This window comes from Methylotuvimicrobium buryatense (genome assembly GCF_005931095.1).
Lineage (GTDB): Bacteria > Pseudomonadota > Gammaproteobacteria > Methylococcales > Methylomonadaceae > Methylotuvimicrobium > Methylotuvimicrobium buryatense.
This window is the reverse complement of sequence record NZ_CP035467.1, coordinates 1996650-2020912: the sequence shown is the minus strand read 5'-3', so window position 1 is coordinate 2020912 and position 24263 is coordinate 1996650. Positions and strand designations below refer to the sequence as shown.

Annotated in this window: 21 protein-coding genes; 12 read left to right on the top strand and 9 right to left on the bottom strand. The window is 50.1% G+C overall.

Features of this window, described 5'->3' with window-relative positions; genetic code table 11:
* The first annotated feature begins 229 nt into the window (after window positions 1–229).
* The 7 genes from EQU24_RS09135 (at window position 230) to EQU24_RS09105 (ending at window position 8617) form a co-directional block, all read left to right on the top strand.
* A complete protein-coding gene (locus EQU24_RS09135; RefSeq protein ID WP_328285778.1) occupies window positions 230–1186 on the top strand; it encodes a beta-ribofuranosylaminobenzene 5'-phosphate synthase family protein in 957 nt (318 codons plus the stop codon).
* Between the two features lie 73 nt (window positions 1187–1259).
* Window positions 1260–2354 (top strand): ATP-grasp domain-containing protein, encoded by a 1095-nt coding sequence (locus EQU24_RS09130; RefSeq protein WP_017839790.1) that lies wholly within the window; start codon window positions 1260–1262, stop codon window positions 2352–2354.
* Between the two features lie 14 nt (window positions 2355–2368).
* Window positions 2369–3352 carry a methenyltetrahydromethanopterin cyclohydrolase gene (gene mch, locus EQU24_RS09125; protein WP_014148883.1) on the top strand — a complete coding sequence of 328 codons (984 nt, stop codon included), beginning with the start codon at window positions 2369–2371 and terminating at the stop codon, window positions 3350–3352.
* 12 nt (window positions 3353–3364) lie between these two features.
* A complete protein-coding gene (locus tag EQU24_RS09120; protein ID WP_017839791.1) occupies window positions 3365–4285 on the top strand; it encodes an ATP-grasp domain-containing protein in 921 nt (306 codons plus the stop codon).
* On the top strand, window positions 4282–5142 hold the full coding sequence (locus EQU24_RS09115) for a triphosphoribosyl-dephospho-CoA synthase (protein WP_014148885.1): 861 nt from the start codon (window positions 4282–4284) through the stop codon (window positions 5140–5142). Before EQU24_RS09120 ends, EQU24_RS09115 begins: the two co-directional genes overlap by 4 nt.
* Window positions 5143–5224: 82 nt before the next feature.
* The gene (fae, locus tag EQU24_RS09110; RefSeq protein WP_014148886.1) at window positions 5225–5734 is read left to right on the top strand and encodes a formaldehyde-activating enzyme; all 510 of its coding nucleotides are present in this window, start codon (window positions 5225–5227) and stop codon (window positions 5732–5734) included.
* Window positions 5735–6214: 480 nt separating this feature from the next.
* Window positions 6215–8617, top strand: coding sequence for a penicillin acylase family protein (locus EQU24_RS09105; RefSeq protein ID WP_017839792.1), 2403 nt, complete (start codon window positions 6215–6217; stop codon window positions 8615–8617).
* Between the two features lie 285 nt (window positions 8618–8902).
* On the opposite strand, the gene EQU24_RS09100 is transcribed toward EQU24_RS09105, so the two are convergent.
* The gene (locus EQU24_RS09100; protein ID WP_017839793.1) at window positions 8903–9610 is read right to left on the bottom strand and encodes a HisA/HisF-related TIM barrel protein; all 708 of its coding nucleotides are present in this window, start codon (window positions 9608–9610) and stop codon (window positions 8903–8905) included.
* A gap of 230 nt (window positions 9611–9840) precedes the next feature.
* Here EQU24_RS09100 and EQU24_RS09090 point away from each other — a divergent pair, with 230 nt between their 5' ends.
* Entirely contained in the window at window positions 9841–10851 is a 1011-nt protein-coding gene (locus tag EQU24_RS09090) for an ATP-grasp domain-containing protein (protein WP_017839795.1), read from the top strand.
* On the top strand, window positions 10841–11890 hold the full coding sequence (locus EQU24_RS09085) for a hydantoinase/oxoprolinase family protein (RefSeq protein WP_014148890.1): 1050 nt from the start codon (window positions 10841–10843) through the stop codon (window positions 11888–11890). The genes EQU24_RS09090 and EQU24_RS09085 overlap by 11 nt, the downstream gene beginning before the upstream one ends.
* 268 nt (window positions 11891–12158) lie before the next feature.
* Here the strand turns inward: EQU24_RS09085 and EQU24_RS09080 are convergent, their stop codons facing one another.
* The 8 genes from EQU24_RS09080 to tnpC form a co-directional block, all read right to left on the bottom strand.
* Window positions 12159–12806 (bottom strand): c-type cytochrome, encoded by a 648-nt coding sequence (locus EQU24_RS09080; protein ID WP_017839796.1) that lies wholly within the window; start codon window positions 12804–12806, stop codon window positions 12159–12161.
* 2 nt (window positions 12807–12808) lie between these two features.
* The gene (locus EQU24_RS09075) at window positions 12809–14428 is read right to left on the bottom strand and encodes a b(o/a)3-type cytochrome-c oxidase subunit 1 (RefSeq protein ID WP_017839797.1); all 1620 of its coding nucleotides are present in this window, start codon (window positions 14426–14428) and stop codon (window positions 12809–12811) included.
* Window positions 14421–14954: a cupredoxin domain-containing protein gene (locus EQU24_RS09070; RefSeq protein ID WP_014147779.1), complete on the bottom strand. Its 534-nt coding sequence runs from the start codon at window positions 14952–14954 to the stop codon at window positions 14421–14423. The genes EQU24_RS09075 and EQU24_RS09070 overlap by 8 nt, the downstream gene beginning before the upstream one ends.
* Window positions 14955–14964: 10 nt before the next feature.
* Window positions 14965–15117: a hypothetical protein gene (locus EQU24_RS22365; RefSeq protein WP_017839798.1), complete on the bottom strand. Its 153-nt coding sequence runs from the start codon at window positions 15115–15117 to the stop codon at window positions 14965–14967.
* A 93-nt stretch (window positions 15118–15210) separates the two neighbouring features.
* Complete coding sequence (locus EQU24_RS09065; protein ID WP_017839799.1) at window positions 15211–15909, bottom strand: HAD family hydrolase; 699 nt, start codon at window positions 15907–15909, stop codon at window positions 15211–15213.
* Between the two features lie 310 nt (window positions 15910–16219).
* On the bottom strand, window positions 16220–17149 hold the full coding sequence (locus tag EQU24_RS09060; RefSeq protein WP_017839801.1) for a hypothetical protein: 930 nt from the start codon (window positions 17147–17149) through the stop codon (window positions 16220–16222).
* Window positions 17150–17221: 72 nt separating this feature from the next.
* Window positions 17222–18151 (bottom strand): diguanylate cyclase, encoded by a 930-nt coding sequence (locus tag EQU24_RS09055; protein WP_017839802.1) that lies wholly within the window; start codon window positions 18149–18151, stop codon window positions 17222–17224.
* Between the two features lie 548 nt (window positions 18152–18699).
* On the bottom strand, window positions 18700–20280 hold the full coding sequence (gene tnpC, locus EQU24_RS09050; RefSeq protein WP_040575330.1) for an IS66 family transposase: 1581 nt from the start codon (window positions 20278–20280) through the stop codon (window positions 18700–18702).
* A 202-nt stretch (window positions 20281–20482) separates the two neighbouring features.
* On the opposite strand from tnpC, the gene EQU24_RS09045 reads away from it, so the two are divergent.
* Genes EQU24_RS09045 through EQU24_RS09035 form a run of 3 tightly spaced genes read left to right on the top strand, consistent with a single transcriptional unit; the run spans window position 20483 to window position 24261 of the window.
* Window positions 20483–21790: an NAD(P)/FAD-dependent oxidoreductase gene (locus EQU24_RS09045; RefSeq protein WP_017839803.1), complete on the top strand. Its 1308-nt coding sequence runs from the start codon at window positions 20483–20485 to the stop codon at window positions 21788–21790.
* Between the two features lie 54 nt (window positions 21791–21844).
* Window positions 21845–22369, top strand: a complete 525-nt coding sequence (locus EQU24_RS09040; protein WP_014147773.1) for a YcxB family protein — start codon at window positions 21845–21847, stop codon at window positions 22367–22369.
* Window positions 22370–22377: 8 nt separating this feature from the next.
* Entirely contained in the window at window positions 22378–24261 is a 1884-nt protein-coding gene (locus EQU24_RS09035) for an ATP-binding cassette domain-containing protein (protein WP_017839804.1), read from the top strand.
* The last annotated feature ends 2 nt before the right edge of the window (window positions 24262–24263 follow it).

The following is a 24263-nucleotide window of genomic DNA, read 5'->3' as shown; positions in this document are numbered from 1 at the left end:
AAACTCGTCATTCCGACATGGACTGGCGGAATCCAGTGCCATGGATGGCAAGCTTTTGAGGTGTATTAGAGCCTGAATGCAAGCATTATTTATTTCTGTGATGGCTTAACTTAATGGCATTGATGTAGAGACTGGGAACCATAGACAACGCCCATGACGCTCGGACCACATTCTCGTTTACATTTGGGTATAATACCTTTTTGTTTTCAATAGAATCAGCTCATTGAACGTGCAATACTCTAAAGTTAGCGTGATAGCCCCCGCCCGTCTGCATATGGGCTTTATCGATTTGAGCGGCGCGCTGGGGCGCCACTTCGGCAGCATCGGCGTCGCGCTGAATGAAATCAACACCCGCTTAAGTATTAGACCGGCCGATCATTTGACCGTAACCGGGATGTCCGCTTCTCGAGCCGAAAAATGTGCGCGCAAACTCTGTGCGGCACTCAATCTTCCCGAGTCATTTAGCATCGATGTCGAAACGTCGATCCCGGAACATGTCGGATTAGGCTCCGGTACGCAAATGTCGCTGGCGGTCGGCATGGGCTTGAACCATTATTTCGGCTTAAATCTAACGGTTCGCGATATCGCGCGATTAACCGATAGAGGCATGCGTTCGGGTATCGGCATCGGTGTATTTGAACGAGGAGGATTGGTTGTCGATGGCGGACGGGGCGAGCGAACGGTGACCCCCCCGGTATTGGCGCACATGCAAATTCCCGACGATTGGCGCATTATTTTAGTGTTCGACAAGCGCGGACAAGGCTTGCATGGTAAGCAAGAAATTCAGGCTTTCGAAGCGCTACCCCCATTTCCGCAACAAGAAGCGGCTCGGCTTTGTTATTTATTGATGATGCAAGGATTACCCGCAGTTGCCGAACACGATATTGTCAGATTCGGCGAAGTCGTTACGCAATTGCAGCGCTCGGTCGGCGAACATTTCGCTCCGGCACAGGGCGGCATTTTCACCAGCCCGGAAGTTGCCGAATCCATGGCATGGTTGGAAGCGCAAGGCTGCGTCGCGATCGGCCAGACCTCCTGGGGGCCGACCGGCTTTTGCGCTTTGCTGGGAGCCGAGCAAGCCGAAGCGATCACCGAACAAGCGCGCCGACAATTTTCACGCCATCCTCATTTGAGTTTTGTCACGGTCGGCGTCAGTAACAGCGGCGGCCAAGTATCGGCCGTCTAATTCGCTTATTGATTCCTAAAGCCGGCACATACTCGCTTAAGCGATAGACTTTTAACATCATAAACTGCCATTTTTGAATCCCAGCATTAACAACCCTATTTTGATTATTGCCAACTCCGGCCGCATGCTGGCCGAGGCAGCCTTCCAGTCGGGGTTCATGCCGTGGGTAATCGATTTGTTTGCCGACCAAGATACCCTGAAATATTCCGAACGGTTATTTCGAATCGAAGCATTGGACGAACCCTTTTTAAAAGCCATTATTGCCGGTTTCAGCTCCCTGCACCCGATGTCTCCAGCGGTATATGGCAGCGGCCTCGAGCATTATCCCAAGGCGCTCGAGCTCATTAGCCGCGAATGCGAATTAGTCGGCAACGATATAAAAACCATTCGACTGATTCAGCAAAAAAAATGTTTTTTCGAATTACTCGATCATTTGGAAATAGACTATCCTCACGTCTCCTTTACCGAACCGAAAGGGACTGAACAATGGTTGGTCAAACCCGAAACCGGTGAAGGCGGCCTGGGTATTCGTCTGTTTCGAGCCGGCATGCCGACCCAACGAAACCTCTACTGGCAAGAATTTATCGAAGGGACGGCCTGTTCCGCTTTATTTCTTGCAGACGGAAGAAATATTCGCATTATCGGTTTCCATACGCAATGGTGCGAAAACCTGAATGCCGACCAACCCTTCCTATTTGCCGGCGTCATCAATCGCTGCCCCCTGTCCGCCGAGCAAGCCGATATCATTCATTCGTGGATCACCGCCATTGTGCGAGCAATCCCGCTTAAAGGCCTCAACACCCTCGATTTCATTATCCAAAGTGAGCGAATTTATGTATTGGAGATCAATCCCCGCCCATCGGCTAGCATGCAATTATATGATGCCGATTTATTCCGAGCGCATCTCAATGCCTGTCGGGGCAACTTAGACAATACGAACTTTACGAGTCGTACGGTTTGCGCTTATCGAATCATTTACGCCGACAGAAGCATCACTATTCCCGATGCCTTTTGCTGGCCGAAAGCCTGCCGGGATTTACCGATTGCCGGCTCGATAATTCGCAAAGGACAGCCTATATGCAGTATCATTGCCCGCGATATAAACGTTCGGAACGTTCAGCGGCAATTGAACGAAATCCGGCAAACCATTTTTCAATCATTCAATTAAAGGTGTTTTAGGTCATGGCATCAAAAGCGAGCGTTAATAGACTAGCGCAGCCTCTGGTTAGAGAACTCATCGAAAATGCGGCTAAATTACGAGTCGGCGTAGAAAAGTTGGCGAACGGCTGCACCATCATCGACGCCGGCATCGACATGCCGGGCGGTTTGGAAGCAGGCCGAATCATTGCCGAAATTTGTTTGGGCGGCATGGGCTCGGTCTCTATCTCGCACAGTTGTTACACCGCGAATTGGCCATTGACAGTCAATGTGCATACCGGTAACCCGGTCTTGGCCTGTCTCGGCAGCCAATACGCCGGCTGGAGTTTGTCGCATGAAAAATATTACGCGCTCGGCTCCGGTCCTGCACGGGCCATGGCGGTCAAAATCAAGGATGGCCAACAAGAGCCTGTCGAGGAGCTATACAAAGAATTGGCCTATCGCGACGATGCGGAAAACACCGTATTGGTGATCGAAAACGATGCGATCCCGCCGCTCGAAATCGTCGAAAAAGTAGCAAACGCTTGTCAAGTAGACCCTTGCAACTTAACCATCATCGTCACGCCGACCAGCAGCCTGGCAGGCGGCGTTCAGGTCGTCGCGCGGGTTTTGGAAGTTGCGATGCATAAGGCGCATGCCTTGCATTTTCCGCTGGAAAACATCGTCGACGGTAGCGGCAGCGCGCCAATCTGCCCGCCGCATCCGGATTTTATCAAGGCGATGGGGCGCACCAACGATGCGATATTGTTCGCGGGGCAAGTTCATATTTTCGTCAAAGGCAGCGACGAAGCAGCCGAGAAGCTCGCAAAAGAGTTGCCTAGCTCGACTTCGAAGGATTACGGCAAACCGTTCGCGCAAGTCTTCAAAGAATACAATTACGACTTTTTCAAGGTCGATGCAATGCTGTTCAGCCCGGCAAGTGTCATCGTGACCGCAGTCGAATCCGGCAAGAGTTTCCGCGCCGGCAAACTCGACAATGCGTTGCTCGATCAATCGTTCGGCGCTTAAGAGTTTCGACACATGGGTAGAATTGCCGTTTTCACAGACGATCCGGGTTGGCACGGCAAAGCATTGCGTCTTGCATTCGCCGCTCGCGGCTATTCGGCGGACTATGTATCGTTAACTGAGTGCCGCTTGAATCTGGTTTCGGAAGGACTTCCTGTTTCGATTCCGGGTTTCGAGCATGCCCTGCCCGACGCCGTGTTTGTACGCGGCGTACCGGGCGGCTCCCTCGAGGAAGTCGTGTTTTATCTCGACATCCTCCATGCGCTGAAGATCATCGGCGTTCCGGTGTACAACGACGCCGGAGCAATCGAACGCAGCGTCGACAAGGCGATGACCAGCTTCCTGCTTCGGCAAAACGATTTGCCGACGCCTCCGACCTGGGTTTTACGCGATAGAAAAGAAGCATTAACCATCGCCGAATGCGAACTCGCGCAAGGCCGCATGATCATCAGCAAACCTTTATTCGGCTCGCAAGGCGAAGGCGTCCGACGCATCGAAAAAATGCTGGATTTGTTTTGGTTAACCGGCAGCCGCGGCATCTATTATTTGCAACGCTTTGTCGATTGTTACGGCGAAGGCTATTCCGATACGCGAGTATTCGTTATCAACGGCCGCGCGGTCGCCGCGATGCGGAGGAAAGGTACATTTTGGTTGAATAATGTTGCCAAAGGCGCTAGTTGCGAACGGGTCCAATTGGAATCCGAATTATCGAAATTAGCTATCAAGACAGCGGAAGTCGTCAAAATGGACTATGCCGGCGTCGATATCATTCGCGAAAAAAACGGCGATTACACCGTGATCGAGGTCAACAGTATTCCCGCATGGAAGGGCCTGCAAAGCGTTTGTGATATCAATATCGCCGAATTACTCGTCGCGGATTTACTGGACAGGCTTGTCGGCGATCATCGCCCCGAATTGCAAACGGTTGCCTCATGATGACTATCGAAACGCTTGAAGATTTGTACCGACAAGCTTGCGAGATCGAATTACAGGCTTTTAAGCCGGGCAACGTCAGTGTTCATGCAGACGGGCACGACATGTCCGTCGATGATTTCAGAATCAGCGCAAAGGTCAGCGCACCGCATATCGCAAATCCAAATTACTCGCTTGGCGAAAAAATTTATTATGCGATCAAGGCCACGCGCGATGCAGTCGGCTGTAATACCAATCTGGGCATTGTTTTATTATGCGCGCCACTTCTTCAAGCCGCATTATTACGAAAACCGAATTCGACGTTAAGACAAGCTTTACACGACGTATTAAATAATACGTCAGTCGACGATGCCGACTGGGTCTTCAAAGCGATCGTTTTAGCCTCTCCGGGCGGTTTAGGCCACTCATCCGAACAAGACGTTTCAGAGCGGCCGGCCGTCAATTTGACTGAAGCGATGCGAATCGCGGCCGACAAGGATCGCATCGCTTTACAGTACTGCTCGGATTATAAAGATATTTTTGATTTCGGAGTTTTAAGGTATAATGCTTGGCTAACTCGATGGGCTGAAGCTAATTGGGCGGCTGTAGCAGTCTATGTCGGGTTGCTGAGCCTTTATCCCGATAGTCATATCGAGCGGAAATACGGCAATCGCTTTACGCTTTCGGTGACATCCAAAATGGACATGGTTAACCAAGCCCTGCAAGATTCTGATAATCCGAAAGAAATCGAACCTTTACTGCGTAGGATTGACGCGGAATTTAAATCCGAAGGCATCAATCCGGGCACGACGGCCGATTTAACAGTAGCGACGATTTTAGCGGTATTTCTGGAGGATCATATTAGCAATTCGAATTGCTAATGGGTCTTCAAAACGGATTTACACTTAAAGTAAATAAATTAATTCTCACTGTTCATATTATTCTTCAAAGGAGACAACTAGCATGGCTAAAATCAACAACCTGCGCGTAGGCGAATCATTGGTAGGTGACGGCAACGAAGTTGCGCACATCGACTTGATCATCGGCCCACGCGGCTCGGCTGCCGAAACCGCTTTCGCTAACTGCTTGACTAACAACAAAGACGGTTTCTCCAGCTTGTTGGCTGTTGTTGCACCTAACCTGATGGTTAAACCTGCAACTGTTATGTTCAACAAAGTAACCATCAAAGGCTCGAAACAAGCCGTTCAAATGTTCGGCCCTGCGCAACGCGGCGTAGCCATGGCTGTTGCGGATTCAGTTGAAAACGGCACCATTCCTGCCGATGAAGCTGACAACCTGTTCATTTCTGTTGGTGTTTTCATTCACTGGATGGCTGAAGACGACGCAAAAATTCAACAATACAACTACGAAGCAACTAAAGAAGCTATCGAACGCGCTGTTGCCGGCTCTCCAACAGCTCAAGAAGTTGTTGCTGCTAAAGCCACTGCAACACACCCATTCGCTGCCAACTAAAATTTAGCTCGGCATAGAATGACCAAAAACCCCGGCTAGCCCGGGGTTTTTTTTGCCTAAAAGAAATTGGATAGCGGTGAGTAGTAAGCGGCCGAATCCGGGCTTTTATCCTAGAATGGGCAGATATATATCTTTCGCACGTCAAATTTCGGCAGTGCCTGAAGAGTGCCGCCGCGCTGCCGACATCTTAGCCGAACACGTACCCTACCTTCAATGCAGCTTAACTATTTTCAGTAAAATACGTTATACCCATCGCACTTCAAATTTCGGCATTGATGCGTGGAGGTGCCGGGGTGTTCGGCAAAGGCTTTGACAGCAGGGATGCTGTCACAGAGCCTACATGGACGTATTCACGGCGTCCTTTGACGGACACTCCGGCGCCGAAATTTGACCAGCAAAGGGTATATAACAATAGGAGCCGTGCTTCAGCTGGCTCGTTCTCAATGGAACATAAGCCCAATACAAAAGAACTAACAGAATATGAAAAAGATAAGAAGCATCGCGCTTTATTTCACAGCGTTTGCGTCACTGACGTTTTTGATAGGACTGGGCGGCACTTATTGGTTACTGCAAGAATCGATGCCGAAACTGGACGGCGAAATCGAATTAACCGGTCTTGTCGAACCCGTTACAGTCGACTCCGATGAATTCGGAATACCCGCCGTACACGCCGAAAATCGCCTCGACGCGATTCGAGCACTCGGCTATCTAAGCGCGCGCGACCGCTTATTTCAAATGGACTTGATGAGACGAAAAACCGCAGGACGTCTAGCAGAAATATTCGGCGAAATGGCCGTCAGTAGCGACACCAGAGCCCGAACGCTCGGTTTCAATCAAGTTGCCGAAAAAACGGTAACACAACTGCCGCGACGCCATAAGCACTTCCTCGATGCCTATGCCGAAGGCGTCAACAGCTATATCGAGCAAACTAATGCCTTAACCTTTGAGTTTAGCGTATTGAATTATCGCCCCTCCCCTTGGCAAGCCGAAGACAGCATTCTGGTCATGCTCGGCATGTTCGATACGCTCACGGGTTGGACCGAAAGAGAGGAACGCATGTTGTCCGTGATGGAAAAAACCTTGCCTCCCGATCTGATTGCATTTTTGACACCGGACACCGACCGATTTACCGAGCAATTACAAGATTATCGCGAATCATCGCGACCGGCTCGGCCTATCCCTTTAGCCTCGATGACGGCGGCCCTTGATCAATACTCCTCGGATGCCCTGAGAGTAGCCGACGCCGTGCAATTACACGACACTCTGCCGGGATCCAATGCGTGGGCCGTCAGCGGCAAGAAAACCCAGGACGGACGCGCGATACTTGCCAACGATATGCACTTAGGCATTACCGTGCCCAATTTATGGTATCGAATCGAAGTTCATTATACCGAAACTCATGCAAGCGGCGTGATGCTACCCGGCGTACCGATAATAATTGCCGGCAGCAACAAGCATTTAGCTTGGGGTGCAACCAATCTTTCCGGTGATTTTCTGGATCTGGTCAGCCTTGAAATCAATCCTGACAACTCAAATGAATATCGTGTTGACGGAGGCTGGCAACGGTTTGAGCAACGGCGTGAAATCATCGCCGTGAAAGGAGGGGATTCTCGAGAAATAACAGTCAAACAAACGGAGTGGGGCCCGGTTGCCTCCGAACCTCTGATGGATAACTTAGTGGCCGTCCGCTGGACCGCATTGGACCCTAACGCCATCAATATCGAATTGATCGACTTGGAGCAAAATCGAACGTTGGAACAAGCCATTCCGACGATCAACCAAAGCGGCGGGCCGCAATTGAATTTTTTACTGGCCGATAAGACAGGCCGAATCGCCTGGACGCTGATGGGACGCATACCTAAGCGGTACGGCAACGACGGCTCGGTAAGCCGATCTTGGGCTGACGGTTCCGCGGGCTGGAACGGTTATTTGGCTCCTGAGACATTGCCCCACATAATCGATCCGCCGGAAGGTATTTTAGTTTCGGCCAATGATCGTCGCTTCGACAAAAACTACCCCTATATCATCGGACGACAGTTTGCCAACGGCTATCGAGCTTACCGAATTACTGAGCGGCTTGGACAAATTGAGATACTGAACGAACAAACGATGTTCGCATTACAACTCGATAGCAAGAGCGAGTTTTATCAGTTTTACCAGCAATTGGCGTTATCGGTTCTGACGCCGAAAAATTTCGAGCAAGAACCGGAGTTAACCGAATTGCGAGGCTACATTCAATCCTGGAACGGTAATGCGGATCGAGACAGTTTGGGGTTTGCGTTATTGGTGGAATTTCGCAAGCAATTGGCAAAATCGGTATTCGAGCCTTTTTTATCGGCATGCCGCAAATCGGATAGGAATTTCAACTATTCCTGGACATACATCGACACGCCATTACAACGGCTTTTGACTGAAAAACCGGCCGAACTATTACCTGACCCGGCGCGCTTTCAAAATTGGGATGCGTTCATTCTAAACCAATTAAAAAAAAGCCTCAGTCGACTCAAAAACCTACGCCCCGAAGCGAGCTTTCCGGAGCTGACTTGGGGAAAAATCAACCAAGCGCAATTTCGTCATCCATTCTCAAGGGTTTTGCCATGGGCCGGACGTTTCCTTGATATGCCGGAGGACCCATTATCGGGCTGTTCTTATTGCATTCGAGTGGCCGGACCCGATTTCGGCGCCAGCGAACGACTTGTGGTTTCTCCGCGTCATATCGATGCAGGAATACTGCACATGCCAGGCGGCCAATCGAATCATCCTTTATCGCCTCATTACCGCGACCAACAAGCATACTGGGTGGAAGGTTTACCGATACCGCTCCAGGTAAGACAACCCGAGCATCGATTGGTTTTGCAGCCGCGGAGGGATAGTGAACAGTAAATAGTTAGCGGTAAGCAGTTAGCCGTAAATAGCGAATGAAGCGATATACCCCTATAAGCGCCAACTTAAGAAAATAACGCGTCATTCCGCCAGGGATTGGCGGAATCCAGTGCCATGGATGGCAATACATAGCCTCCCCCCATGTAACTTGAATATCGGCAATCCATGCCGATATGACGAATAATGCAGTAAATACACTATAGAGTGGGTGCTAAGTTAGCGCCTATGCGATATACCACTGTGTCGAACAAATTGACAGAATCTTCTACAGAATTAACAAACAATTTATTCGAATTCATTGTTAGCGATTTGTTTAATGTCGTTCTCCGACAATGCGCCGGAATGTAAGGCGCTGGCTATCAAGACATCGTTCACGCCGATTTTTTGTAGCTCGACTAGGTCTTGTTTGTGCCGAATACCGCCGGCGGCGATGATCCGTTTTTCAGGAAACTCTCGACAATAATAGTCCAGCTTCGCGAAATCCGGACCGAGCTCGCTACCGACTTGCGCTAGCGTCATGATAATAATTGCGTTCGGCCATAACTTAGGATTGTCAAAAATCAACGACGAGCCGAGCCGGCCGTTTGCCGAATAATCGAGCGATAGCACAAAATCATCCGGTAATCGTTCGATATGCTCGACATCGTCATCGATCAACGACTCGGAGCCGATAACCGGCAAATAATTTGCACAACCTTGGTAATGCCGCTGGACCCCATGATTTCCCGAGTCGACCCAAAACCGTCTATCCGGATAGCGGCTGAATACATCGAGTAAAAGGCTTTGATGAACCGACTCGCAAGCGGTAATGGCATTCAGATCGGCGATATAAAACACTTTAAAATCGTATAGCGACAAAAAAGCCTCGATTACGCGATCGATGCTCGGCTCTTTGCATAATGAAGAACAAACCGGCGCGTATTCGGCCCGATTACCTCTGACGGCATGAACGACATGATGGTCTTTGAGATCGATGACCGGAATAATTTGCATATTACTCCCTTTATACTCAAAAAATGGTTAGCTTTATGAAGGTATGGGATGTGACCAGCGAGGATGTCGGCAGCTGGGAGAGCTGCCGTCAAGCCCCCATGGATGGGTTTACGGCGGTCCTCGATAGACATATCCCATACCTTTTATTCTTAGGCGGTTTTTCAATCAAAAGGGAGTACGAAACCAACCCTCTGAATTTTTAAGAAATGATATGTATTATACTGTGCGCAATGAAAATACTCGTTTTTGAATATGTCACCGGCGGCGGCTTTAACCGTGAACGCATTCCCGATACACTCGCCACGGAAGGCCTGTTGATGCTGAAGGCTTTATTACAGGATTTATCGGAAATAGCCGATATCAAGTTGATAGTGATGCTCGATACTCGATTTGCCGACTCAATATCGGAATATGCCGGAACTATCGAAATTGTGCCGATTGATGCGCACCAATCGGTACTCGAAACATTTCAAAAACAAGTCGTGCGTTGCGATGCGGTTTGGTCGGTCGCTCCCGAAATAAACAATATTTTGTTCGATTTAACGCGCATGATCGAACGCCTTGGGAAAAGACTGCTGTCATCTTCGTCCGAAGCCGTCGCAATCACCTCGAATAAGCTCGAAACATTTCGTTATCTGACACAACACCGGATCGAAACCGTGCCATCGGAACCATTCATTCCGCATCGCTTCCAACCGATCGGTAGACAAGTGATCAAACCGGTAGACGGCATGGGTTGCGAACGAACATTCCGAGTCGATAACGCCGAGGATTGGGCGCTCGTCAGACCGCAACTCGGTGAAGAACCTTATATTGTTCAGCCTTACATCGACGGGACGCCGGCTAGTTTGAGTTGTTTATTCAACCATGGCAAGGGGTGGCTCTTGTGCCATAATGTGCAACGAATCGAAATCAAGGACTGCCGATTTAAGTTGAACGCTTGCCGAGTCAACGAACCCGGCGTGAATGCTAATTATAAAGCCCTGGTCGACCGTGTCGCCCATGCATTACCAGGCTTATCCGGTTATGCCGGAATCGATATCATCGAAACACCTGAATACATTACAGTATTAGAAATCAATCCGCGTTTGACAACGTCTTACGCGGGAATACGAGAGGCCTTGGGGATTAATGTCGCGGCAGAGGTTTTGCGAATGCCGCAAAACCGACCAAGCGTGAATCCCATTATCAATCGAAGCATCAATCTACTCATCGACGGAGACGAAACCTATGCAAACTAACATTATCGGCTGGGATATCGGCGGCGCCCATTTAAAAGCGGCGCTGATTAACGAATTGGGCGAAGCTCTGGCAATCGTTCAACGACCCTGCGCGTTATGGCAAGGCATCGAACAATTGCAACAAGCCGTACAAGCCGTTACCGCCGAACTGCCGGAAGCCCGATACCGGCATGCGATTACGATGACGGGGGAATTAGTCGATCATTTCGAGAGCCGAGAGCAAGGCGTTCAACGTATCGTCGAAGCCATGTCGGTTTACTTTCCAGGCGATCCACTGTGGATTTATGCCGGCTTGTCCGGATTCATTCGAGCCGGTTCGGTGCTGCCTGAGCATAGCGAAAGCATCGCGTCGGCGAACTGGTTGGCGAGCGCATCTTTTGCCGCACGCAACATAGACAGCGGATTATTTATCGACATCGGCAGCACCACAACCGATATCATTGCGATGGCAAACGGAAAAATTAATGCCAAAGGTTTTACCGATTATAAGCGGCTCATTTCCGAAGAGTTAGTTTATACCGGCGTCGTGCGCACCCCGGTAATGGCCATCGCGCAAACAGCCATATTCAAAGGCGTCAAAATCGGCTTGATGGCCGAGTATTTCGCGACGATGGCCGATGTATACCGCATAACCGGCGAACTGGACGAAGCCCATGATCAAAACGATACCGCCGATGGCGGCGAAAAAACCGTTACGGCCAGCGCCAGGCGTTTATCGCGTATGATCGGTCATGAAGTCGAACACGAGTTGCCGGAATGCTGGCGCCATTTCGCGCTTTATCTTCGCAACCAACAATTGCACAAAATACAAATGGGCTGCGAAAGGCAAATATCCAGAATTCGTTTACCTTCAGATCAGCCTTTTGTCGGCGCCGGTGTTGGCCGCTTTTTGGTCAAACAATTAGCCGCCAACTTAGGTCACCCTTATCTGGATTTCAACGATTTATTCGAACAGTCTTTAGTCTCCTCGCCAATGTCCGCTGCCGATTGCGCACCGGCCATCGCAGTAGCCTATTTAGCGTTGGCGCAATTCAAATAAGGGAAACAAGGGGCAATTCCCAATTTACTCCCTTTTGATCGAAAAACCGTCTAAAAATAAAAGGTATGGGGTGTGTCTATCGAGGACCGCCGTGAACCCATCCATGGGGGCTTGACGGCAGCAATCGAACGCCAAGGATGGCGTGAATGCAGATTTTGCATGGAGCAAAAATCTGCCCTGCTGCCGACATCCTTGTCGAATACGTCAGCATCCTCCGTGATATTCCTAGAGAATGTTGAGTTTCGGGCGCCGAAGAGGCGCCCGGTATTTATTTTGCCTGGTAATATTGAGCCAATTCCTTGATTTCCTCGGCAGTCAATTGCTTACTGAGAATTCTCATACGGCCGAAAATATCGTTACGCCGCTCGTCTTTTTGGTAGGCCTCAAGGGTCTGCACGAAATAGTCCGCTTGTTGACCGGCTAACGCCGGAATATCCATTTTTTCTCCTTTTCCTTCGACCCCATGACATACCGCACAAGGCGGCAGAGTCCGTTTGCCGTCGCCCTTCTTGACTAAAAATTCGGCTTTAGCCAGCGATTGGCGACTTCCCTGGGGTTTGGGAGTAGGTAACGTACTAAACCAAACGGCAAGATCGGCCATATCCTGATTGCTCAACCCGGTCACCATCGACCCCATCAGCTCATGCTTTCGATGACCGGTTTTATAATCCTGTAACTGTTTATAAGTATACGTCGCCAACTGTCCCGCCAAAGACGGATAATTCGGCACCTGACTCACGCCTTGCTCTCCATGACAACCCGTACAGGTCGCGGATAATTCCTTGCCTTTGGCGGCGCTGCCTTTTTTGACGAAGTTCAACTGCTCCGGCGTCCAGGCGACTTTTGACGCCGGCTCGGCCTGGGCGGCAGTCGAAACGAGAAGACCCGTAAGGGCCGCGACAACCATTTTATTCATGTTCAAAATCCCCACGCGCTTGAGCCGAATGTTTTCATAAAAAAGAATTGCAGAATCGGTACGCCGAAACTCACAGCCATCAAACCGGCAATGACTTTATTCCATAGCGTAAAATCGTTCAGGTATTCAGGCAGATCGGTAACCGGGTGAATCGGCTCGGCATATTCGATTTCGGCTTCGAATACCTCTTGCGAACGGTGCGTCATCGCTAAATTGTAAACAAACAAACACGCGGAACCGAGCATCACCAAACCGCCGAAGATCATCGCCAGCTCATAAGGATCCCAGGCCAGCGTCAACAGCGAGTTATATTCGACACCGGAAATGCGCCTTGGCTGCCCCAACAAACCGAGCACATGCCAAGGCGTGGTTAAAATCGTCATGCCGATAAACCAGGTCCATAATTGCACCAGCGCCATATCTTTGGAAAATAGCGGCTTACCGGCCATGATCGGCCAAAGATAATAAGCAATCGCAAAATACATGATCACTGTCGTACCGGCGAAGATCAAATGAAAATGTCCCGGCACCCAAGCCGTGTTATGAATCATTGCATTCATTGCATAACTGGCATTGACTAGGCCGCCGAAGCCGCCGAGAATCAGCATTAACAAAGCCAGAATAACCGACAGCACCATCGGATTACGCCAGGGCAGCGAACCGATCCAACCGAACAACCCCTTGCCGCCGCGCAACCGGCCGGCGATTTCGAGCGATGCAATCACGGTAAAACCGGTAATGAAGGTCGGAAGCGAAACAACGAAAGTCCCGACGCCATGCAGCAATTTCCACCCCTTGGCTTGCTCGGGGTCCATATATAAATGATGAAAACCGATCGGCAACGCAAAGACGATCAAGACCACGAAGGCGGCACGGGCAATTTCATCGCTGAACAAATAACCGCCGGCCTGTTTCGGAACGAAGACATAAAAGGCGGTATATGCCGGTATCAACCAGAAATAAACGATCGGATGCAAGGTCCATGCAAACAAAGTGCGCGCGAGGCCCGGATCGAGCGTATCCATCCAGCCGAGTGCCATCGGAATCAATTGGAAGAGCACTTCCAGCGCGACACCGGCACTAGTCCAAAGCCACAATAGCGCATTGCCGGCGGTTGCAAACATCGCGAGCGGCACCGGCGCGCCGGGATTGGCCTTCTTCCATTCGCGCATCATCATGATCATGATGACGCACCACAACCAGGAACCGACAATCAATAATGTCGCACCGACATAAAACATCCAATGCCCGATAATCGGCGGATAAAACGTATATAAAACCGAGGCTTTACCGGTCAATAGCGGTATTGCCGCCAGCACGGTGCCGAACGACGATATTCCGAATCCGGCCCAGGCCCATTGAGGATTCCAAATAGGTTGCTTCAGACTAGTCGTCGCGACGACATAACCGAAACCCATGATGAAAAATGTCGTTAGCACGAAAGCCATCAATACGCCGTGCGTACTGACCGATGCAAAATACACCGACGGCGATTCGATTGCCGGAATGAAACCGCTCCGTTCCAAGACTTGATACTCGCCCATGAAACAGGCCAAAAGAAACGCGCCGAAGGCGACCCACAGATGGCAGAACGCCAGTTTTTTGGTGACCGCATCAATCATTGTCTTTTCCTCCTTTTGAAGGGGCTTTTCCCGGCGCGGCCCAATGTTCTTTTGCGACAACCGAAACATTGCTCCACATGTGGTCGTGCCCTATGCCGCAATATTCATTACATAGCAGCGGATATTCGCCGGGTTTCGGCAAGGTTGTCGTCACTTGCGCGACATAGCCCGGTACGATCATCGTGCTCATATTCGTCATCGGCATATGCACGCCATGAAGTACGTCCATGCTGACCCAGCGGAATGTCAAAGAAGTATCCGCAGGGACGGTAATGTGTTTCGGATAAAAACCGTAGCGCCCGGCAACCATTCGGATGGTTATATTGCCGCTTTCGTCGACTTGCACGCCCAGGTTATCTTCGTCGAATTCCTCGCTCAGATGCAGACTCGCCGAGTCGATGGTCTCGACATGACTCGGAGCATTAATGCCGTGAAATAATGCGTCGATCAAGATAATGCCGACAAAAAGACCGGCGATGCCGACCGCCGCATAGGCCCATTTTTTTTCAAGAGGATCTATATGCATAAACTCACCACTAATTGATCGCGCCGCGCGGCAAGAATACCCCGTAGTAAAGGAACAGCCATGCGACAACCATGCTTGCGCCGACAGCGATCATCAACGCCCAAGTGCCGACCGGCGAGCTGTTCAGGATTTTTTCACGTTCATCTTCACTTAATGGTTTCATGGCTTCCTCTTAATTTATTTTTATTAATTTGGTATGAATCGTACGGATATTAGCGGCAAGTAAACGCGAAGGAAACGTTAGCGTCAAGCAGTTTTACAAGTCCCGCGCCGCCCATAAAGCCGCGACCTCGCCCAAATCGCGGCATTGTAGGTGTGATAATTCGCTGGTATAAAGGTCGGCCGGCAATACCGACGGAATATAGACGGTAAAAGCACCGGACGCAGACGCCGCCATCACACCGGCAGTGGAATCTTCCAATGCTAGACAACGTGAAATAGGAATCGACAAACGTTCGGCCGCATTCAAGAAAATATCGGGCGCCGGCTTGCCTAGCTCAACATGATCGCGAGCGACAATCGTCTCAAAAACATTGCCGAGACCGGCAAAATCGAGACACTCGAGTGCATTATTCAGGCGACTGTTAGTCGCAAGACCGTAGGGAATGCCGGAATCCTGCAATAACCTAAGCAACGTCAAAAAACCCTTTTTTATGCCGATGCCTTGTTTTTCGACGATGCGATACCAACACACACCGCTCAGACGGTTAAATTCCTGAAGATCGAAAGCATTCCCGCAAAATTCGAGCAAGCGCATTTCGACATCGCGATAATGAAGTCCCGACAAAGACAAACAAAAAGCACTCGGCAGCTGATATCCCATGTGCTCGGCAGCTTGACGCCACGCCATAAAATAAGTGCTCTCGGTATCCAACACCAAGCCATCCAGATCGAATATCACCCCCTCGACAGCCCTCAAAGCCTGCCGAACGGCATCCGCCTCACCGTTCACCATTCACCTTTACTAAGGAATATGCACAAAATAACTTCTACAAATAGTCGGCTTTTTCGCCATTGTGATAAATCGCGGGCTTGATTAATGGCGGCATTACCGCAACCGTACCTGCGCTCAAAAAAAAACGATGGGTTTCCGCTTCGCTGCTACCCATCCTACGGCGCTTAACCAATGTGACTTCGATACCAAATTAGTGTTATCCAAGCTTATCGACTCCGAAATCGCGATCTGGGGATCGCTCCCACAAAGACCTCCATTCACCCCCCTTTCACCTTTCACCTTTCACCTTTCACCTTTCACCTTTCACCTTTCACCTTTCACCTTTCACCTTTATATACTCCCCTTTCGCCTCGCGGCTCGAACCGACGATAATACGCTTCAAACCGCTCTGTGACTCTTCCAACAAACCGCAAACCTCGATTTCTTCTCCGTTTTGCGCTTGACCGGTATAAGTCGCGGTAAAAACGACAATCTCATCGATAGTCGGATCATTGCACTTAAACAGCGCCGGATAATCGAAAGCCCGGCTATCGTCTATCACGACGCAACGCAATAAGATTTCGCCGCATTTGCGGTAAGTCTCGGTAGCAAACGACTCTGGATCGATGAAATTCAAATCGAATTTACGATCATTGACCAAAGCCTTATTGAATTTGCGCTGTTCATGCCAAACATAATCATCGAAATCGATATGACAATCCCGGCGACGGAAACTCTCTTGCCAATGCCTCAGGTCGAGCTCATGCAGCAAGCCGGCTTGAATCAACTCACGGTTAATCGCTCTGGCCTGATGAAACAGATCCCTGTCATAAAAAACCAAATCGATATCCGATAACTTGCCTTGAGCGCCGATTAGCAAAGAGCCGGTCACGCCCATTTGCTTAACATCCAACCCCCGACTTTGATACAGATTCGATAATCGAAGCAAATCTTGTTCGACCGGGTCTAGCCGCGCCGCCGATAATAGCTCGCTCAAGCGTTGTCGCGGCTGATAATGCCTAATCACTCGTTCTTCTGGAACGGCATGAACACGGACATCCCGCATCGGGCAATAATACAAATATTCAGGATGATTTCGGCTCAATAAGTCGTCCGCTTGCCGGGTGGATTGCTTTTGCCAGCCGTCTGCGCTTCGCCGATAACGTAAAAAACACAACACCCTGCCCTGCTCGATACCGTGCTCCACTACGGCAAAAACCAGCCCTTCAGCAGTCTCAATGAAATCTTTCGCTAAATACATAATAATTACTAAATTCCGATAAAAACATTCGTTTAAATCGTTTTATTCGACACATCCTGGCCTACTAAATGCTCAGACACTCTCGAGCCGGTTTCGGCCTTTTTCCTTGGCTCGATAGAGCGCGTCGTCGGATGCTTTCATCAATTCATCAATGTTTTTAAACTGACCGTTGTAGGTTGCAAGACCCAAACTCAGCGAAACATAACTATCGGCTTTCGACCCTTCATGAGGAATTTGCCGAGCGGACACGGCCGACCTAATTTTTTCGGCTAAACCCCTGCCTACCTGCCAGTCCGTATTCGGCATGATCACAGCAAATTCCTCGCCGCCGTAACGGCAGGCCAAATCGGTCGCGCGCTGAGGCACCGAAGCGATCGCCTCGGCGACTTTTTTCAAGCAGTCATCGCCCGCCATATGCCCATACCGATCGTTATAAACTTTAAAATAATCGATATCGCACATCAACAACGAAAGCGGTTGCTTGTCTCGTCTGGCATGATTAAATTCCCTTGACAAGGTAGTATCGAAATTGCGTCGATTCGCGATACCGGTCAGTTGGTCGTGTAGCGATGCAAAACTGAGCGCTTCATTGGCATGCATCAAATCCCGTTGGACGGCATGCAGTTTTCGCCGCATTTCATAAATGCGCTCCATCGCAACGATTTGCATTTCCAAACGCTTCGGACTAATCGGCTTGGCCAGATACGCATCGCCGCCCGCTCTGATACATGCGGCATAGGAGTCGTCATCGGTTTTGATCGTTAAAAAAATAATCGGAAACCAATCGTCGCCTTTCAAAGACCGGATCGCTTGTGTCGTCTCGAATCCGTTCAAACCGGGCATTTCAATATCCATCATGACCAAATCGACATCGTTCGATCGAATAAATTCAAGCCCCTCTGCTCCGTTTTCGGCATGAATCACATGATGTCCAAGCTCCTTGACACACTCCGCAACCAGCATTCGAATGGCTTTACTATCGTCTATTACCAATATTTTCATAAGAATTTCTTTACTATAAACCCGATTTCCAATACTAATTTTCCCGAAAAAGCGCCCTTTAAAATAGACTATGTTCGCGTTAATAGTTGAAATTAATACCACACCAATTTCAAAACTTGAAGACTGTAGGTACGCACAGCGTAACCTACAATTCACATTGAATTGTAATTATTCCCCCCCCTATCGTTCCCACGCTCTGCGTGGGAATGAAGACCGAGACGCTCTAGCGTCTCGTACCGCTGGAGCGGTTCTCAGGCATTCCCACGCAGAGCGTGGGAACGATAATTGTCGGGGGACTGAATAGTTACATTGAATTTTAAGTGCGTCCGGTAATGGCGCGTGTTTTCAACTATTAACGCATACATAGCCATAAAATAACGCTTATCCAGATATCCGGAATAAATGTTGTTTGCGAAATCTAAAATAACGTCTCTTTACACATCCAAGAATTAGCCGATCAGTGCTTAATACTAGCACTCCTTAAAATAAATATGGGAGTTCGTCACCAGCCTCTCATTGGGTAATCGTTTAGCCCCCCCCTGTTCCTATCACGCCAAAACCGGCATAGGCAAACGAGGGACGGGTTGGTTTTTACGGCGTTCGGCCAGTGTTTGAGCAATAAACTCCCAAGGATTCAGGTCTCTCAAACGCGCGGTATCAATCACGCTCGCCAGCAAGGCAACCACGCGACTGCCTTGTGCCGTCCGCGAACCGAAGGTGATTTTGCGCAGCAATACCCAGTGCCGCAAACTGCGTTCCGCCACGTTGTTGGTCAATGGATGCGCCGGCGTTTCGACCACGCGCACGATGGCCTCCCAATCGTTGAGAAATTCGCCGGCTAATTGTCGGCTGTCAACATGCGCGATGTCTCGGTGCGTCTCGCAGAGCGAGCGCAGCAAGGTCAGCAACTGTTGATTCTGCGCCCATAAGGATTCGGCATCCGGCGGCGATTCGCGGAGTCGGTGGATGTTGCGCATCAACAGGATCATGGCCAATAACAAGGCTTCGCCGAAAGCTTGTCCTTCGCTATCCAGGCACTGATACAGTGCTCGGGCCTTGCGCACCAAGTGCGCCCAACAGCGCAAGCGCCTAGGAAAGATGCGATAGACGCTGTAGCCGTCGGTCATCAGTAAGCCGCAAAACGCTTCCCCTAAGAGCTGGTTCACGACGAGACGATGGCGTTTGCCCACTTGATAAATCACCGTCTGTGCGCTGACAAAGACCCAGAGCCAAAATAACTGCCCGGCTTCTTTCCAGGGTGTTTCATCGATATGTAAGAGGCCGGCGGCCTTGAGTTCCGCGATCAACTGCTCGTCGACGACCGGCGCAACGGCACGTCCCGCTTCATGAATGCATTGATTGATGGTGCTGGTGCTGAGGTAGATTCCCAGCCAATCGCGCAAATAGGCTTGGATTCTGCTGCGCGATGCCCGTAGGGACAATGAGAGATAAACCAAAAAGCTAACCAACCGAGGGCCGCACAGATGCCATTCGCTCAGGGCTACGCTCCAGCCATCTTCGTCGGCGCCTCGCCCGGGCTCGGCGCGGGTTTGATGACCGCAGGGACAGGTCGCCGAGAAGTAGTCATGTCGGCTATGTTCGATTTGTAATTTCGGCGATTCGGCGTTGCCGATTTCAAGCTCCAGTTCGAACCGGGCGTTCCAGGGTCGGTAGTCGGTGTTGTCGGCAAACGATTGCCTACACGCGGCGCAGCAATCCGGGCGATGCTCAATTGTCCGTGTCACCGGTAAGGTCAGGTTGCGGCTATAGCCTGGGCTACCGACTTGGCGCCCGGCTTTTTTAGGCTTTCCGCTATCACCGGTCGCCGCCGGAGGTGTTGCCGAGTCCTGGCTAGGTAAGTCATCTGACGAAGACTCAGACGAATCCAGTGCCGACAAGTCGTCCGTTGCCGGCGCTTCTTCCGACGGTTCGGCGCTGGATTGATTCGATTGCCAAGGCTCCCGGGATGACGGCGGACGCGAACTCGTATCCGGGGATTGTTTGAGTCGTTCTCGGGCTTCTTTGAGATCCGCCAACAGTTGCTTACTCAATGGACGCAACTCACCCTCCGGCAAATCATCCAGATAGTCCGTGTCCATTTGGCTAAGGTCTCGGTCGCTCAACGTCATGTCCTATAGCTTTTCATGTTTTAACGGGAGATGCTACTTTTTTAGTGATGGGGGGCTAAACGATTACCTCATTGGTTTTATTAATACCCCAAAATTATGAGGTAGGGAATTTTTTATAAATCGTCCACTTTCGAGTTGATTCGTTATAATACGTTGCTAAAAAACAATTACCGCGACAAGCGGAAAATAAGCTGGGGGATGCATGAGTGATAGCAACAACGAACTTCATAAGATTCTGATTGTCGGCGGCGGCGCGGCCGGACTGGAGTTGGCAACGACACTGGGTAATAAACTAGGCAAAGCGGGGTTGGCTGAAATCAACCTCATCGATGCCTCCTCGACTCATATTTGGAAACCCTTATTGCATGAGGTCGCGGCAGGTACCTTAGATGAAACCGAGCAAGTCGACTATCTGGCGCAGGCCTATCGCAGTCATTTCCGTTTCCGCCTCGGCAAAATGGCCGGTTTAAACCGGATTAAAAAAGAAGTCTATCTAAGCCCGACTTACAGCGATAGCGGCGAAGAACTGATACCTGAACGCACATTCAAATACGACACCTTGGTCATGGCTGTCGGTAGCGTCAGCAACACTTTCAATATCAAAGGCGTGGCCGAACACTGCATGTTTCTCGATACCACCTCGCAGGCTTTCAAGTTTCAAAAACAATTGGTCGAAACCTATATCAAACGCCATGTCAGTAAAGGCGGCAGCAAGGACAAACCGTTATCGATCGCGATCGTCGGCGCCGGTGCAACCGGCGTCGAATTATCAGCCGAACTGCACGAAGTGACGCATCTTTTGAACGTCTACGGACTCGACCAAGCCGGCGATGTAAAAATCACGATTATCGAAGCGGCCACGCAATTATTGCCCGCTCTCCCGACTAAGCTGGCACACGCGACGCAACAACAATTGGTCAAGCTCAATATCGACCTAAAGCTTGGACGTCGCGTAACCGAAGTGTCGAAAGTCGGCATCACGACCCATGACGGCGAATTCATTCCAGCCGACCTCAAAGTCTGGGCGGCGGGTATTAAAGCTCCGGACTGGCTGCAACAAATCGACGGATTGGAAACGAACCGAATTAATCAGTTAGTCGTCGATGACACTTTACAAACAGCCGACCCTACCATTTTCGCGATTGGCGATTGCGCAGCCTGTTCGTGGCCGGGGCATGAACAAAACGTTCCTCCGCGCGCTCAGGCCGCTCATCAACAAGCCTCGACCGTGGCCAAATCCATCGTCAATCGCTTGCAAGGCAAAGACCCCGTCAAATTTGTATATCACGACTACGGTTCGCTAGTCTCGTTGGGCAAATATTCCACCGTCGGCAATTTGATGGGCAACTTAATGGGCTCGGTCACGATCGGCGGCTTTATCGCCCGCATTGTTTATCTGTCGCTTTATAAAATGCATCAGGTCGCGATACACGGTTATTTTAGAACCGCGATGTTGACACTTTCCAATTTATTCCGACGCAGTGCCCATGCCAAAATCAAAATGCACTAAGAACCAGACTCAATCAGCTTCTTTTTTACAAACCACATACCTTTAATAACTATCATGTTTGAAATTGAATACATTTTTCGTGAAGAGGATTTAATCCATTTCAACGAAGTCCAACTGCAACAAAACGACGAAGTCCTGAATAATATCCGTAAAAACCGGCTAGTTTTCCCCGGTGCGCTAGTGATTATCGGTATTTTTTATTATTTGTACTATGGCGATATGATGACGGCGGCCTATATTTCCAGCATTGCCATCCTTTGGGCGCTGCTCTCGCCGAAAATCATGATGCTCGACATGCGTCGCCAAATCATGAAAAACTATACCGAAAAAGAAAAAGCCGATATGTTCGGCCGATATACGCTCAAGATAGAACCCGATCATTTGCTCGAAATATCGCCGAGCGGCAAACACAAAATGCCGTGGAACGAATTGATCCGAGTCGAACAAGAAGGCGATCATTATGTCTATATTTTTATTAGTCTCAATACGGCTTTGGTCATTCCTGCAAAAACCGTTAAAAAAGGCAAACTGAAAGAATTTGCTGAACAAGTGCAGAGTATGATCGATCGAAAAGGCTAAACCCAAGCATGTTGAACTTTAAAAACGTATCCTTGAGACGTGGCCCTAACGTTCTGTTCAGCCAAGCGTCTTTTACGATTCATCAAGGCCAAAAAGTCGGCCTGACCGGTGCGAACGGCGCGGGAAAATCCAGCCTTTTCGCACTACTGAGGGGCGAGTTGCACACCGATGAAGGCGACTTTTCGATGCCGCCAGGCCTCGAAGTCGCCCATGTCGCACAAGAAACGCCGGCAGTCGCCTGCTCTGCGATCGATTACGTGATCGATGGGGATCAAGAGTTAAGACGACTGCAAAAACAGTTAAGCGCAGCCGAACAAACCGGCGACGGGCTAAAACTGGCAGAATTACATGCGGCCTTGGATATCATCGGCGGTTATACCGCCGAAGCCCGCGCCGCCCGTTTGATGAACGGATTAGGGTTTCGCCCCGATCAAGAACAAAACCCGGTAGGTTCGTTTTCGGGCGGTTGGCGCATGCGCTTGAATCTGGCGCAAGCCTTGATGTGCCGTTCGGATCTTTTACTACTCGACGAACCGACCAATCATCTCGATCTGGATGCGGTCATTTGGCTGCAGGATTGGCTTTGCAAATATCCAGGCACCCTATTGTTGATCTCGCACGATCGCGACTTCCTCGATGCCATCGCTAGCCATATCGCGCATATCGAACAACAAAAAATCGAGCTCTATACCGGCAATTATTCGGCTTTCGAAAAAATGCGCGCGGAAAAACTCGCACAGCAACAATCCGCATTCGAAAAACAGCAACGCGAAATCGCTCATATTCAAAGTTTTGTAGACCGGTTCAAAGCCAAGGCCACCAAAGCCAAACAAGCGCAAAGCCGAATTAAATCGCTTGAACGCATGGAACTCATCGCTCAAGCGCACGTCGATTCGCCCTTTAATTTCAGTTTCCGTAAACCGCAAAAAATGCCTAACCCGCTGCTCAAATTGCAAGAGGCCGGTATCGGTTACGGAACGACAATAGTGATCGACGGTGCGGAATTGACGCTTGCTCCCGGCGATCGAATCGGCTTATTAGGCCCCAACGGCGCAGGCAAATCTAGCTTAATCAAAGTATTAGCTGGAGAAATGCAGCCTCTGGCCGGCAAAATACTGATCGCCGACGCACTGAACATCGGCTATTTCGCCCAGCATCAACTCGAGCAATTGCGAATCGATGAAAGTCCGCTGCAGCATCTGCAAAGACTCGATAAACAAGCGACCGAAAAGGATTTACGCAATTATCTCGGCGGTTTCGATTTTAGGGGCGACAAAGTTCTGGAACCGGTCGGTCCCTTTTCCGGAGGCGAAAAAGCACGCTTGGTTTTAGCGATTTTGGTGTATCAAAACCCGAACTTATTGCTGCTGGACGAACCGACCAACCATCTCGACTTGGAAATGCGCCACGCTTTGAGCGTCGCGCTGCAAGATTATGAAGGCGCCATGCTGATCGTCTCGCACGACCGTCATTTACTGCGCTCGGTCACCGACCAACTCCTTTTAGTCGCGGACGGCAAGGTTAGGCCTTTCGACGGCGATCTGGACGATTACCGCTCCTGGCTGACCGAACAAACTAAAAACGAAGAACCGCCTGAGGACATCCCCAATCAATCGCTTTCGCGAAAAGATCAGCGCAAGCTCGACGCCGAACGCCGGCAAAAAAACAAGCCGCTGCTCGACGCACTGAAAAAAGCCGAACTCGCTGTAGAAAATCTACATCGGGAACAATATGAATTGGAACAGCAATTAGCCGATCCGGCTGTTTATCAAGACCAGGAAAAAGACCGTTTGAAACAACTACTGGCGCGCAAAACCCGGATCGATAAGGACCTTGAAGAAGCCGAAGCGGAATGGCTCGAGGCCGAAACGAAACTTGAAGAGGCCGACTAGCT